This is a genomic window from Achromobacter sp. 1011811831 (genome assembly GCF_059760905.1).
In genome coordinates this window covers 40,520-54,183 of sequence record NZ_JCBANG010000006.1, presented here as the reverse complement: position 1 = coordinate 54,183, position 13,664 = coordinate 40,520, and the positions used below count along the sequence as shown (strand labels likewise).

Annotated in this window: 10 protein-coding genes; 5 read left to right on the top strand and 5 right to left on the bottom strand. The window is 70.2% G+C overall.

The features are described 5' to 3' along the window. The first annotated feature begins 1 nt into the window (after position 1). Positions 2-382 (top strand): cupin domain-containing protein, encoded by a 381-nt coding sequence (locus AC6LJ9_RS04090; RefSeq protein WP_498146529.1) that lies wholly within the window; start codon positions 2-4, stop codon positions 380-382. 42 nt (positions 383-424) lie between these two features. On the opposite strand, the gene AC6LJ9_RS04085 is transcribed toward AC6LJ9_RS04090, so the two are convergent. Continuing rightward, entirely contained in the window at positions 425-1,675 is a 1,251-nt protein-coding gene (locus AC6LJ9_RS04085) for an MFS transporter (protein ID WP_498146528.1), read from the bottom strand. 390 nt (positions 1,676-2,065) lie between these two features. Here AC6LJ9_RS04085 and AC6LJ9_RS04080 point away from each other — a divergent pair, with 390 nt between their 5' ends. Both AC6LJ9_RS04080 and AC6LJ9_RS04075 read left to right on the top strand, forming a co-directional pair. Then, complete coding sequence (locus AC6LJ9_RS04080) at positions 2,066-5,353, top strand: WG repeat-containing protein (RefSeq protein WP_498146527.1); 3,288 nt, start codon at positions 2,066-2,068, stop codon at positions 5,351-5,353. After that, positions 5,350-8,253, top strand: coding sequence for a WG repeat-containing protein (locus AC6LJ9_RS04075; RefSeq protein ID WP_498146526.1), 2,904 nt, complete (start codon positions 5,350-5,352; stop codon positions 8,251-8,253). The genes AC6LJ9_RS04080 and AC6LJ9_RS04075 overlap by 4 nt, the downstream gene beginning before the upstream one ends. A gap of 474 nt (positions 8,254-8,727) precedes the next feature. On the opposite strand, the gene AC6LJ9_RS04070 is transcribed toward AC6LJ9_RS04075, so the two are convergent. Beyond that, entirely contained in the window at positions 8,728-9,576 is an 849-nt protein-coding gene (locus AC6LJ9_RS04070) for an isocitrate lyase/PEP mutase family protein (RefSeq protein ID WP_498146525.1), read from the bottom strand. Between the two features lie 100 nt (positions 9,577-9,676). Between AC6LJ9_RS04070 and AC6LJ9_RS04065 the strand changes: the two genes are divergently transcribed. After that, entirely contained in the window at positions 9,677-10,579 is a 903-nt protein-coding gene (locus tag AC6LJ9_RS04065; RefSeq protein WP_498146524.1) for a LysR family transcriptional regulator, read from the top strand. A gap of 79 nt (positions 10,580-10,658) precedes the next feature. Here AC6LJ9_RS04065 and AC6LJ9_RS04060 read toward each other — a convergent pair whose 3' ends face one another. Together AC6LJ9_RS04060 and AC6LJ9_RS04055 are read right to left on the bottom strand one after the other, a co-directional pair. Beyond that, entirely contained in the window at positions 10,659-11,474 is an 816-nt protein-coding gene (locus AC6LJ9_RS04060) for a siderophore-interacting protein (protein WP_212315744.1), read from the bottom strand. Between the two features lie 27 nt (positions 11,475-11,501). Further along, a complete protein-coding gene (locus tag AC6LJ9_RS04055; RefSeq protein WP_498146523.1) occupies positions 11,502-12,143 on the bottom strand; it encodes a PadR family transcriptional regulator in 642 nt (213 codons plus the stop codon). Here AC6LJ9_RS04055 and AC6LJ9_RS04050 point away from each other — a divergent pair. Next, complete coding sequence (locus AC6LJ9_RS04050) at positions 12,129-12,632, top strand: hypothetical protein (protein WP_498146522.1); 504 nt, start codon at positions 12,129-12,131, stop codon at positions 12,630-12,632. The genes AC6LJ9_RS04055 and AC6LJ9_RS04050 overlap by 15 nt on opposite strands. Before the next feature lie 4 nt (positions 12,633-12,636). On the opposite strand, the gene AC6LJ9_RS04045 is transcribed toward AC6LJ9_RS04050, so the two are convergent. Further along, positions 12,637-13,584: a DMT family transporter gene (locus AC6LJ9_RS04045; RefSeq protein WP_498146521.1), complete on the bottom strand. Its 948-nt coding sequence runs from the start codon at positions 13,582-13,584 to the stop codon at positions 12,637-12,639. Between the last annotated feature and the right edge of the window lie 80 nt (positions 13,585-13,664).

Genomic DNA, 13,664 nt, shown 5'->3' with positions numbered 1-13,664 from the left:
CATGGCCACCGATCTTACGAAGCACTACGTGCTGCTCAACACCGACGGCGCCTCCATCACGACGCAGGGCGGCAATGCCTTCTGGTCGCAGTCGCCGGACCAGCTCGACGCCTACGGCCGAGGCTGGCTGGTGTCGGAATATGAATTCGCCTCGGACTGGAAGCAGTGGGAAATGCACCCCGAGGCCGACGAGCTGCTGCGCGTGATCGCCGGCGAAACCGAGCTGCAACTGGAATGGCCGACGGGCATCCAGTCCGTGATGCTGCGCGCCGACCAGGCCTTTGTCGTGCCCAAGGGCGTCTGGCACACGGCCAAGGCGACCGCCCCCTGTCGCATGCTGCACATCACGATGGGCGCGGGCACGCAGCACCGGCCGCTGTAGCGCCCTGGCGCCGTTCCTTCGCGCGAGCGCCGGGGCCGGCCGTCAGGCGCGCACCGGCGCCACGCGCGGGCGCGGCAGTTCGCGGTCGTCGATGGGCCAGTGCAGCATGGCGGCCAGCAGTCCCAGCGCGATCGCGCCCAGCCAGATCAGGTCGTAGGAGTGCGTGGCCTCGTACACCAGCCCGCCCAGCCACACGCCCAGGAACGAGCCCAGCTGATGGCCGAAGAACACGAAGCCGAACAGCGTGGTGATGTAGCGCACGCCAAACACCTGCGAGATCAGGCCATTGGTCAGCGGCACCGTGCCCAGCCAGATGAAGCCCATGACGGCCGAGAACGCATAGACCGACCACACCGACAGCGGCAGCAGGAAGAACAGCGCCATCGCGCCGGCGCGGATCAGGTAGATATAGGCCAGCAGGTGCTTGCGGCGATGCCGCGCGCCCAGGATGCCGCAGACATAGGTGCCGGCGATGTTGGCCAGCGCGATGATGGCCAGCGCCGCCACGCCATCGGCCGCGCGCAGGCCACGATCGGCCAGGTAGGCGGGCAGGTGCGTGCCGATGAAGGCCAGCTGGAAGCCGCAGGCCAGGAAGCCCAGGTTCAGCAGCCAGAAGCCGCGCTGCGCGAAGGCTTCGCGGATCGCCTGTCCCAACGGCTGGTCGCGCTCCGACGGGCCGGCGCCGGACGCGGGGCGCCGCGCTTCCCGCAGGATCAGCGCCAGCGGCAGGGCCACGGCCAGCGCCACGGCGAACAGCGACAGCGCCCGCGTCCAGCCCGAGCCGCTGATCAGCCACTGCGCCGCCGGCACCAGCGTGAACTGCCCCAGTCCGCCAACCGCGCCGGCCACGGCCAATGCCCAGCTGCGCCGCTCGGGCGCGACCAGCCGGCTCAGTGCGCCGTAGATGACGGCGAAGGCGGTGCCGGACAGGGCGATGCCGACACAGATCCCCGCCGTCAGCACGAACATCGCCGGCGTGGCCGCGTGCGTCATGCCGACCAGGCCCAGCACATAGAAAACCAGCCCGGCGGCGATGACCTTGGCCGAACCGTAGCGGTCGGCGATCATGCCGGTGAAGGGCTGGGCGACGCCCCAGGTCAGGTTCTGCAGCGCCATGGCCATGGCGAAGGTCTCGCGCGACCAGCCCCGGTCCATGCTGACCGGCAGCAGGAACAGCCCCTGCACATGGCGCACGCCCAGGGCCAGGCCCATGATGACGCCGCCGGTCAGCACCATGGCCCACAACAGGGCGGGCGCGGCGCGCGGGGGCGAGGAAGAGGCGGCAAGGGGCATGGCGGACTCCGGCGTATGGCGTCGGCCCCCATGCTGGCGGGCATGACGGCATTACAGCCTCGCGCGGGCGCGCGCTCAACCGATTATTTTTCACGCTCCGCATGCGCGTGGCGCATGCCAGCCCCTGGCGGCCGGCGCGTATCGGCACGCGCCCGGCGCGGTTGGCACTGGCGGGCAGTCGCGGGCGGCTCGCCGGAGTGCGCGGCACCCATGACGTCCTCTTGTTAACGGATCGTTTTCTATAGTTACATTTATCGCGGCGATGCCGGCCACGCTTGGTTACAGTGCCCGCTTCCCAACTATTTCCGGCAGACATACCATGCGGCAGGTCCGGCCAGGCAACATCCAGGCGGCGCGCACGCGCGCGCCCTCCCCCGCGCGCGAGGCGACATGACGCGCGCGCCGTTCTTCCGTCCGCTGGCGCTGGCCGCCGCGCTGGCCGCCCTGGGCGCCGCCGGCCCCGCCCACGCCATGTCCGACTGGCAGCGCGAATGCCAGCGCGGCACCTACGAGATCAATCCCTACACGCCCTGCGCTCAGCCCTTCCACGAAGGGCTGGCCGCCGTCATGACCGGCAGCGAGGAAGATGAGGCCGGCCGCTGGGGCTATATCGACAAGCAAGGCCGCATGGCGATCGCGCCCGCGTTCCAGGAGGCCGCGCCGTTCCAGAACGGGCTGGCCGCGGTGCGCCAGGACGACTTGTGGGGCTATATCGACGCCAAGGGCGCCTGGGCCATCCGCCCGGCCTATGCGGAAGCAACCGGCTTCAACGCGCAAGGCACCGCGCTGGTCCGGATCGACGAACGCGACGTGCTCATCGACCGCCAGGGCCGGACCGTCAAGACGCTGCCGCTGGGCGCGCGCAGTTGGGGCTTCCAGCCCGGACAGACGCTGGCCGAGATCGAGGTGCCGCAGCCGCCGCGCCTGTTCAACGTCGCCACCGGCCGCGCACTGACGCTGCCGGATGACGTCATGGCGCTGGGCGAGCCGACGCAGGGCCAGATCCCCGCCCAGCGGCGCGCCTCGCGCTACAACGGCTGGTGGGGACTGCTGGACGCCAATGGCCGCTGGGCCGTCACGCCGGAAACGCTGCGCTCCGAAGAGGCGGCGCTGCGCGACGGCAACGTCATCGCCGTGCGCCGCGACGGGCGCTGGCAGTTCGTGGATCCGCAGGGCCGAGCGCTGTCGAAGCAACGCCATGGCGACCGCGTCGCGCTGCTGGCGCCCGGCGCATGGCTGGTCAAGCGGGAACACAACGCCCCGGCGATGCTGCTGGACGCCGACCTTCGACCGATGCGCAGCTTCAAGCAGGACTATGCCTGGCCGGACAAGCGCGAGGGCTGGACGGTGCTGAGTGACGACGAGGCGATCCTGCTGGTCGATCCCGCCGGCCGGCTCAGCATTCTGTCCCTGCCACAAGGCCGCGTGGACATCCAGAACGGCCGCGCCTGGGTCTATGCCCGGACCTCGGACGGCGCCGCCGATGCGGCGGCCGAAGGAGCGATGGACGAGGCGGTGGACGCCACCCGCGCCGCCATCGACGCCTCGCAGGCCGCCGCCGACACCTCGCTCGCCGAACCGCCGTCGCCGCGCACGGCGCGCAAGCGCAACGACAGGAACGCCGAACCGGGCGCGGCCGCCGACGCGGCGCAGGCCCGCCCCGCGCGCGAGCCGGACCCGGCGCCCCCGACGCCGCCGCCGGTCTATCGGCTGCCCGATCCTCCCGCCGTCGCGGACCCGCCGCCGCCCATGGTCATCATGCCCAAGCCCGCCGCGAACATGCCCGCGCCAGGGCCGACCGCCATGCCGGTCGAGGCGCAAGCCGCCGATGCCGCGCCCGTGGCGGCGGACGCGGCGCAGGAAGCCGGCCAGGCCGTGGATGCCGCCGTCGCGGAAACAGCAGTCGCGGAAGCGGCGGCAGCCGCCGCCGCGGCCGCGGCCGACGCGGCCATAGGCGCGGCCAACCGCCCGGAGACCCTGATCCAGATCTACGCCGCCGACGGTCGGCCGCTGCTGAGCCCCACGCTGGCGGCGCGCTTGCGCGACTACAGCGTGACGCCGGTGCGGCCCGACAAGCGGCTGTCGGCAAGCGAGGCCGCGCTGCTGCCGCTGGCGACGCTGTCGCCGGATGACTACGAACAGCCCAACGGCATCCTCACCGCCAGCGGCAAGATCGTGACGGATCCCTCGTGGAGCCGCATCGCGACCTACGACGCCAGCCTGCCGCTGGTGACGCACACGCGCGACGACAAGGTCGGCGCGATCGACGCCGCCGGCCGCTGGGCGGTGCCGCCGAAGTACCAGGAGCTGGATACGTTCAATGGCGGCTACGCCTGGGCCCTGCCCTTTGATGCCAACAGCCGCAACCAGACCGTGCTGCTCGACGCTCTGGGCCGCAAGACGGCCCTGCCCGATGGCGTCCGCCGCAATGGCGAGTACCTCGACGGCGGCCTGATCACGTACTACGCGCTGGACGACGATCACGAACGCGTCTGGGGCCTGTGGGACATCCGCAAGAACGCGCCCGCGCTCAAGCCCTCGCTCGCCGCCATCGAAAAGTTCGAGGGCGACTGGGCTCGCGCGCAATCCGGCGAGCGCTGGGGCGTGATCGGCCGCGACGGCAAATGGCGCATCAAGCCCGACTACGAAGGCGCGTACCGGCTGGACTACCTGGGCCAGGGCTACATGCTGACCGAGGAAGCCAAGCCGGCCGGGCAGTCCGATGCCTACGACAGCTTCTACCGCCTGCACCACCTGCCCTCCGGCAAGGCCTCGCCGCTGCTGCGCGGCAAGCCCCAGGCGCTGGAGGGCGGCCGCCAGATGGGCCTGCTGGCCGACGGCGGCACCATGCTGTTCGACACGCGCGGCGGTTCGGTCCGCCTGTTCCAGGGCAAGCCCGAGAACCAGCGCCAGTTCGGCGACTGGATCTCGCTCAGCTACGACGACCGCAAGGGCGCCATCGACGCGCGCGGCAACCTGAAGATCGCCGCCGAGAACGGCGAATTCAATCCCTTCTTCGTGCAGCCCGATGGCCTGGCGCGCGTCAACACGCCGCAGGGCTATCGCCTGATGGACCAGAACGGCGCCATCGTGCAGGCCAGGCTGGGCGACGCCATGCCGCTGGCCTCGATGCAGCGGCTGGTGGTCGAGGACCGCGACGGCTCGCGCAGCATGATGGTGGACATGCAGGGCCGCGAGATCGCGCGCTTCAACAAGACCTACAGCGTGGACGCGTCCACCGCCAGCGAAGGCGTGGTGGTGTACGAAGGCGACAACGGCCGCCAAGGGTTCATCAATGCCGAGGGCAAGCGCGTCGTGGGCCCATACTTCAACAAGCTGGGCCCGCTGCGCGACGGCCTGGCGCGGGCGCGGCGCGAGCAGCGCAGCGGCAAGCTGTATGGCTACATCGACCTCACCGGCCGCTACGCCATCGCGCCCGAGTTCGCCTGGGCCGATGATTTCCGCGAAGGCCGCGCCCTGGCGCGGCGCGGCAGCCAGCTCATGTACATCGACCCGCGCGGCCAGGCAGCCGCCTCGTTCTCGCTGGTCTGCGGCGCCGTCGTCATCCAGGACGCGCAGCAGCGCGTGACCTGGCCGGCCAAGCCGCTCGCCTGCCCCGACGCCGCCGGCCTGCAATACGCGCCGGCCACCGAAACCGCCCAAGCCGGACAGTCATGACCTTTCGCCTGATTCCCCTCACCCGCCTGGCCTGCGCCGTCGCCGCGCTGGGCCTGCCCCTGGCCGCGCAGGCGCAGCAGTACTGGCACGCGTCCTGCGCCTATGACGCACCCAGCCCGCTGGCGACGGGCGGCTTCTATGATGGCGAGAGCGACGCCGTCAGCGGTTGCATCCGTTCCATTTCCGAAGGCCGCGCCGCCGTGCTGCTGCCTTCCGCCCTGCGCTCGATCAAGCGCGTGCCGACCGACACCTCGCTGCGCGGACATGCCTGGGGTTTCCTGGACGGCCAGGGCCGTCTCGCGATCAAGCCGATCTTCGAGCAGGTCGGCGATTTCCATCACGGGCTGGCCGCTGTGCAGTGGCAAGGCAAGTGGGGCTATATCGACACCCGCGGCCGCATGGCCATCGCGCCGCGCTTCGACGAAGTCTCCGATTTCGTCGAGGCCGGGCTGGCGATCGCCACGCTGGACGGCAAGCGCCAGATCATCGACCGACAGGGCAAGCCGGCCGGCGACGCGCTGGACGCGTCCGTGGACAACGCGCAGCTGTCGGACGGCCTGCCCGCGCGGCTGATCGTGCGCTACCGCCCCGAGTACCAGGCGCCCGACGGCACCCGGCGCTACGACGAGCCGGGCCGGCGCATCACTGGCGCCTACGGCAAGGACCTGCTGATCGCCGCCACCGAGCGCGGCGAGTACGGCCTCTTGAACGACAAGTGGGAATGGGTGGTCGAGCCGCGCTACGAGGAAATCACGGTCCAGTCCGACTGGACGCTGGCCGTCGCCCAGGGACGCGAGGAAGTCGTGCTGCTGGACGCCAAGGGCGAGGCCATCGGTGCAGGCAAGGGCTATCGCAGCCTGGCGCCGATGGGCGCCTTCTGGCTGGCCGAGCTGCGGCGCGGCAGCTACGAGCTGCTGGACGCGAAAGGCCAGCGCCTGGGCGCCATCAGCGAGCGCGAATCGCGTCGCATGGAGCCGATACATCAGGCCCTGATGTCCCTGAGCGGCGAGACCGCCAGGCTGTGGGTGCCCGGCAGGACCGAGGCGGTAACCCTGGGCAAGGATCTGGCCACGCCGCGCCAGACGCAGGGCTATGCGCTGTTCCTGAGCGAAGCGCGCCGGCCGCTCGGCCTGCTGACGCCGGACAAGGGTTGGATCGATGGCGCCGCCCTGCCGGCCGCCGTCGGCCAGGTCGATGGCTTCGACGAAGTCCACGGCCGCCTGTGGCTGCACGACGCCGACGGCAAGCTGCTGGCCGTGTTCAATCCCGATGGCAAGCCGGCGCTGGACGCCGCCGCGCTGACGACGCTGGGCGATCAACCCATGCGCGCGTTGCGCCATGCAGGACCGGACGCCCCGCTGGCCCTGCTGACGCGCGGCCACTGCCAATGCGAGGAGGCGCGCGCCGGCCTGGTGCTGGCCGACGGCGCCATCGTGACCGATCCTTCCTGGGAATCGGTGGCCTCGCTGGATGAATCCGAAGACGAGTACGGCGGCGACGAGGACGGCGACAAGCCGGCCGCGCAGGACATGCGCTTCGTCGCCCGCACCGAGGCCGGCGAGCGCCTGCTCGACGCGCGCGGCAAGCCCATGGACCTGCCGCCTCAGCAGCACATCGGTCTGTTCCGCCACGGCTACGCGCTGGCCTATGCCCAGGGCGCCGCGCGCATCGTGGACCGCGCCGGCAAGCTGTACGAACTGCCCGATTTCTTCGAGGCCGAAGTGGCCGGTCCGGGCCTGGTGCGCTTCCTGAACACCGCCGCCGAGGGCGATCCCTGGGGCCTGTACGACTTCATCGCCGGCAAGGAAATCTCGCCGCCGGCATTCCAGCGCATTGGCATGTTCCGCGACGGACGGGCCGAGGCCGCGCTGGGCGAGAACCGCGCCGGCATCATCGACGCGCAGGGCAAGTGGATCGTGCCGCCCGAGTACCGCGAGGCGCGCCCGCAGGTCGGCGGCTTGTGGCAGCTGCGCCAGGCCGGCGCGCAGGAAGACGAGTACCAGCGCCCGTCCGCGCTGGCGTCCCGCGACGGCCGCGTGCTCACGCCCTTTGCCTCGCATCTGGAGGTGGCGCAGGACGCGTCGGGCGGCTACATGGCCCGGACCAACCAGCGCCTTTGGCAGATCTCGCGCGACACGACGTCGATCCGGGAAATCTCCGACGCCGACGTTACGCCGCTGGGCGGCTGGCTGGGCATCCAGCGCAGCGACCGGCTCGGCTACGTCGACAGGACGGGAAGCTGGCAGATCGCGCCCGAGCGCCTGGGCGGCTCCACCTTCCACGGCTCGCCGGCGCGCGCGCTGCGCCTGGGCCACCAGGAAGGCCAGGAAGACCGCCTTGTCGACACGCAGGGCAACACCGTGGCCACGCTGCCGGTCGGCGACTGGCGCTGGCCCGTCGGCTCGGACTGGCTGATCCGGCTGCGCCACGTGGCCAACGTGGGCTCGGTCACGGACTACTTCGACACCGAGGGCAAGCCCAGGCTCAGCGCCGTGCCGGGCCGGGTCGGCGCCTATTCCGAAGGCCGCGCGGTGAAATCGCTGGCCAACGGCCAGGCGCGCGCGGTCAACGAGCAAGGCAAGCACGTCGGCCCGGTCTACGACGAGCTGTGGCAGCGCCGCGACGGCCTGGCCGTGGCGCGGGTGGACCAGCACTACGGCTACGTCGACGGCCAGGGCAAGCTGGCCATCCCCGCCACGTATGCGCGCGCCTCCACATTCCAGGACCAGCGCGCGGTGGCATCGACCGACGCGGCCTCCCTGCTGATCGACACGCGCGGTGAAATGCTGGCCTCGGTCGGCATGGAGTGCGGCATGCGGACCCTGCGCAATGCGCGCGGCCAGCGCCTGTGGCCGCTGAGCCTGCCGCCGCGCTGCCCGGCCGAACCGACCGGGGAATAAGGCAACGGCGGCGGAGATGTTTTCGCCGCCATTGCTTCATTCTCTCCCGCTCGCGGCCGAACGTTCGCCCGACCGTGAACTCCCGTCATCGAGTCTGAGACTGTTCTCAATCTCTTGTTTAATCGATTGAAACGCAACCACTATGATCATTTTCAATCACACGCCAGTCCCCAACGCGGGCTAAAACCAACTCAGATGAAAGGTGGGACATGAGGGTGGCAACCAAGGGGCGTACGGCGTACGTTCATCTTCCATCGACAGGCAAGGCGGATCAGAGAACCGCATAGCGCGGACGCTCACGCGACCTTTTATGACAACATCGCCTTCCGCTCGGAGCGCACAGGAAGATCATCGCGACCAATTGACCCACGAAGGCTTAGCTGACGTGGATACTGATCGCGTCATCGACCACCACGCCGTGCGAGCATGGGCAGAGCGTCTGACTGCAAGCCAGCCGTTGCCTAGCCCCCCGCCCTACACCCGATCCAGCTCCAGATAACGCCGGGTCTGCACGATCTCCTCGCGTTCCTTGAAACTGGCCAAGCGCTCGGCCAGCCCGCTGCTGTCGCCGTGCTTGCGAATCTCGGCCAGCGTCGCCTGCATGGCGTGGATGGCGGCGCGCTGCAGGTCCGAGGGAATGATGGACAGGCGATAACCCATCGCCTCCAGGTCGGGCAGCGGCACCAGCGGCGTCTTGCCGCCGTAGAACATGTTGATGAGCTTCAGGCCCGGCAGGCGCTGCGCGATGGCGCGGATCTGCTCCAGCGTCTCGGGCGCCTCGACGAAGATCATGTCGGCGCCAGCCTCGATATAGCGTTCGGCGCGCGCGATGGCGGCATCGAAACCTTCCACCGCGATGGCGTCGGTGCGCGCGATGACCAGCGCATCGTCGTCGGCCAGCGTCTGGCGCGCGATGCGGATCTTGCGGCACATTTCCCCGGCGTCGATCAGGCTCTTGTCGTCCAGGTGGCCGCAGCGCTTGGGGAAGGACTGATCCTCGATGTGGAAGGCGGCCACGCCGGCGCGCTCCATCGCGCGCACGGTGCGCTCCACGTTGGCCGAGCCGCCAAAGCCGGTGTCGGCATCGGCCACCACCGGCAGGCCGCCGGCGTCGACGATCTTCTCGACGCGGTCCATCACTTCGCTGAAGCTGAGCAGGCCGATGTCGGGATAGCCGGCGGCGCGGGCGATGGCGCCGCCGCTGGCGTAGACCGCGTCGAAGCCCGCGGCTTCCACCAGGCGGGCGGACAGGCCGTCGTAGGCGCCGGGGGCGGCGACGATGCCGCGCGACAGCAGTTCGCGCAACCGGGTGCTGGCTTTCATGATGAATCCTTGGAAGATGAACGATGGCTCATCTTCGCCGCCGCAAACTAGAATGTCCAATATATGGAAAATTGATAACTGGAACTTCAAAGGTATCAATATGGAATTGCGGCATCTGCGCTATTTCGTCGCCACCGCCGAAGCCCAGCACTTCACACAGGCCGCCGAGCAGTTGGGCATGGCGCAGCCGCCGCTGTCGCAGCAGATCCGCCAGCTGGAAGCAGAGGTCGGCACGCCGCTGTTCGACCGCAAGGGCCGCGGCGTGCGGCTGAACGATGCCGGACGCGCCTTCCTGGCCTGCGCCCAGGACATCCTGCAACGCGCCGACGCGGCGCTGCAGGCCGCCCGGCGCGCGGCGCGCGGCGAGGTGGGCGAGCTGACGCTGGGCTTCACCGAAAGCGCCTCGTTCAATGCCGTGGTGACCGAGCTGATCCGCCAGTACCGGCAGCGCTATCCGGATGTGGAAATGACGCTGACCCAGGGCGACAGCGAAACCCTGGTCGCGCAGCTGCGCGAGGGCGCGATCGACGCGGCCTTCGTGCGGCCGCCCTTCGCGCTGGACGGCGGCCTGGCCTTCGCCCCGCTGGACGAAGAGCCGCTGATGGTGGCGCTGCCGCTGGGCCATGCGCTGGCACGGCGCAAACGGCTGGCGCCGGCCGACCTCGCGCAGGAACGCTTCATCCTCTATTCGCGCAAGTCCGGCTACGGGCTCAGCGCCGACATCATGGCGGCCTGCCGCCAGCATGGGCTCAATCCCCTGATCGGCCAGCGCGCGCCGCAGCTGTCGTCGGCGGTGAACCTGGTGGCCGCCGGCATGGGCGTGGCCATCGTGCCGGCGTCGCTGCGCCACCTGCGGCCGGACGGCGTGGCCTGCCGTCCCTTCGCGCTGGACTGGCCGCGCGCGGTATTGGGACTGGCCCTGCGCGAGGACGCCGGCGGGCGCGCCGCCAACCTGCTGCTGCTGGCGCGGGAACGGAACGGCGCGGCGGAGCAACCGCGTTGAAGCGAGATTGAAAAAGCCGCCGCAGCGTTCAGACGCGCGCGGCGGCCACCGCGCCGGCCACTGTCGGGATGAGCGAGACTCAGTCGTCGTGCGACTCGTGCACGGCCTCGACGCCGCGCTTCCAGTAGCTGGCCGCGCGGATGCGGCTCTTGTCCACGCCGTGCTGGCCCACCATGATCTCGCGCAGCGCCTTGGCGGTGGCCGACTCCGCCGCCACCCAGACATAGCCCTCGCCTTCCGGCAGCTTCAGCTCGCGCGCGGCTTCCAGCAGCAGGGTGCTGTAGCCGGCCGCCACGCCGTTGCGATGCAGCCAGCGCACCGAGGCCCGCGCGCGGGTGTCCAGCGCGATTTCATTGTCCGCTTCCGGCACTTCGATCAGCGCGATGACCTGCGCGGACGCGGGCAATTCCTCGATCCGCCGGGAGATCGCGGGCAAGGCGGTCTCGTCGCCGATCAGCACATGCCAGTCGAAGCCCATCGGCACCACGAAGGAACCGCGCGGGCCGCCGATGCCCAGCACCTGGCCGGGCGCGGCGCGCTCGGCCCAGGTGGACGCGGGGCCGTCGCCGTGCATCACGAAGTCGATGACCAGTTCCTGGCGGGCCGCGTCGAAATAGCGCGGCGTGTAGTCGCGCGCCTGCGGGCGCGGCGCGTCGTCGGGAAACTTGATGCCGTCGGGCGTGACGCTGGGCAGGACCAGCGGCTGCGACGGATCGGACGGAAAGAACAGCTTGACGTGATCGTCGAAGGACGGCGACACGAAGTCCTGCAGGTCGACCCCGGTGAAGGTGACACGGGCCATCAGCCCGGCCACGCGCTCCACGCGGGACACGATGAGCATGCGCATTTTCAGGTGGTGGCGCACGCGCTCGACGGATAGATCGCTACGGCTCATGAATGCTCCGGATAGGAAAACGGGGAATCAATCGCGGGACTTGCCCGTGATGGCTTCGGTGGCGCGACGCAGGATGTCGGCGATGCGGCGCTGCTCGGCCGGCTTGGCGTCGGTGCTGTCCAGCAGGGCGCGCTTGAGCGCGCTGCGGGCCTGCACGAACTCCGGCACCCAGCCGGTAGCGCGGTCCTCGCCCTCGGGCCCCAGGTCCGGCGGCTGGCCGCTCCACGCTTGGCGCATCCAATCCATCTTGCGCGCGATGTGCTTGAACTTGTTGAACTGCACCGACAGGCGGTCGCGGTTGGCTTCAAGGTATTCGCGGCCCGGCTCGGCCAGGCTGTAGCGCTTCTTGGCGCCGTCCTGCTCCACGGTGGCATAACCCAGCTCTTCCAGGTACGTCAGCGCGGGATACACCATGCCGGGGCTGGGCGTGTAGAAGCCGTTGCTCAGCGTGCCCAGCGCCTTGATGAGCTCGTAGCCGTGGCTGGGATTCTGCTCCAGCAGGCCCAGCAGCATCAGTTGCAGGTCCTCGGCCGACACGCGGCGTCCACGCGTCCAGCCTCGGCCATCGCCGCCGAAACCGTCGTCGGCTTCGCCGCCGCGACCGCCGGGGCCGCCGGGGCCGCCAGGCATCCAGCCGCCGCTGGCATGGCGTGCGTGGCGGCCGCGCATGCCGTGCCGGTCGTGGTCTTCGTGGCGGCCATGGCGTTCGTGACGGCCGTGGTCTTCACGACTGCCGCGACGTGCGTGATGGCCGTGGCCTTCGTGATGGGCGTGACGCTCATGGTCGCCGTGATGGCCATGGTGTTCGTGATGGCCTTGATGGCCACGGCCATCATGGTGGCCGTGACGCTCGTGACGGTCATGGCCGTCGTGATGACCAGCATGGCCGTGATGGCCGTGACCGTCATGGTGGCCGTGGAACGCATGGCGGCCGTCATGGCCGTGGTGTCCGTGGCGATGGGAATGCTCGTTCCATTCACCGCAGAACGCGCCGACGTAACGGTCGTGTTGTTCGGCGCGGCGGCCGTCGCGGTGGTGCTTGGAATGGTCGCGGCGGTCGCTGCGGTGCCCGCCGTGGGCGTCGCGGCGCATCTGGCGCGCGGCGCGCGCAAAGGCGGCAAAGAATTCGGTATGGCGCATGGGGGCCTCTCTCGGTAAGTCTTTAGATATATCTAAAGATATAGATCGAAAGATACACCCCGGTCTTTGCCGCCGTCAAGCGCCGCGTTCGCGCCCCCCCCAGCGCGATGCCGCCCACGATCAGCCCCATGCCGGCCAGCAGCGCGCCGTCCAGGGACTCGCCCAGCACCGCCGCCGAGCACAACAGGCCGAACACGGGCACGCCCAGCAGGCCGATGGACGTGACGCCGGCCGGTAGGGAGCGATTGACGTTGACCGCTGCCCAGTACGCCACGGCAATGCCGAACACCCCGCCGTAGCCGAGCAGCCACGCCAGATCCGCGCCCCAGGTCACGCGCGGCGCGCCTTCCGTCGCCCAGGCCACCGCCGACAACACCACGGTCGCCAGCAGCGCCTGCCAGAAGGCCAGCTCGAAGGGCGGCGTCACCCAGCGGTGCGCGCGCACATAGACGATGTTGGCGGCCCAGCACAGCGCTGCGAGCAGCACCAGCGCATTGCCGAAGATGGCCGCGCGGTCGCTCCAGTCGAATGCCAGCGGATTGAAGATCAGGACCAGGCCGGCCAGCCCCAGCAGCAACCCGGCGCGGCGCCCCGGTCCGATCGGCTCGCCCAGGAACAGCCGCGCGGCCGGGATGACCCAGAGCGGCGTGGTGTAGGCCAGCACCACCGAGCGTCCGGCCGGCACATGCTGCAGGCCCAGGCTCACCAGCGCGGCGAACACGCCCATGTGCAACAGGCCCACGCTGAGGATCACGGGGATGTCGGCCCGCACCGGCCAGGCCACGCGGCGCAGCGCCAGTCCCAATAACAGCAAGGCCGCGGCGCCGACGGCGCTGCGCGCGGCCACCGCCCACAAGGGCGTCATGTATTGCAACAGCAGCTTGCTGACGACCCAGGTGAAGCCCCAGGCCAACACCACCACGGCCAGCAACGCCAGCGCCTGGCGCCGGGAAAGCGAATCCTTGCTCATTTTCTACGGCGCCGCGCGGCGCGTTGCGGACAAGCCCAGACTATAGGAGCCGGGCGCGCCGCCGCCGTAGCGCCACGCCG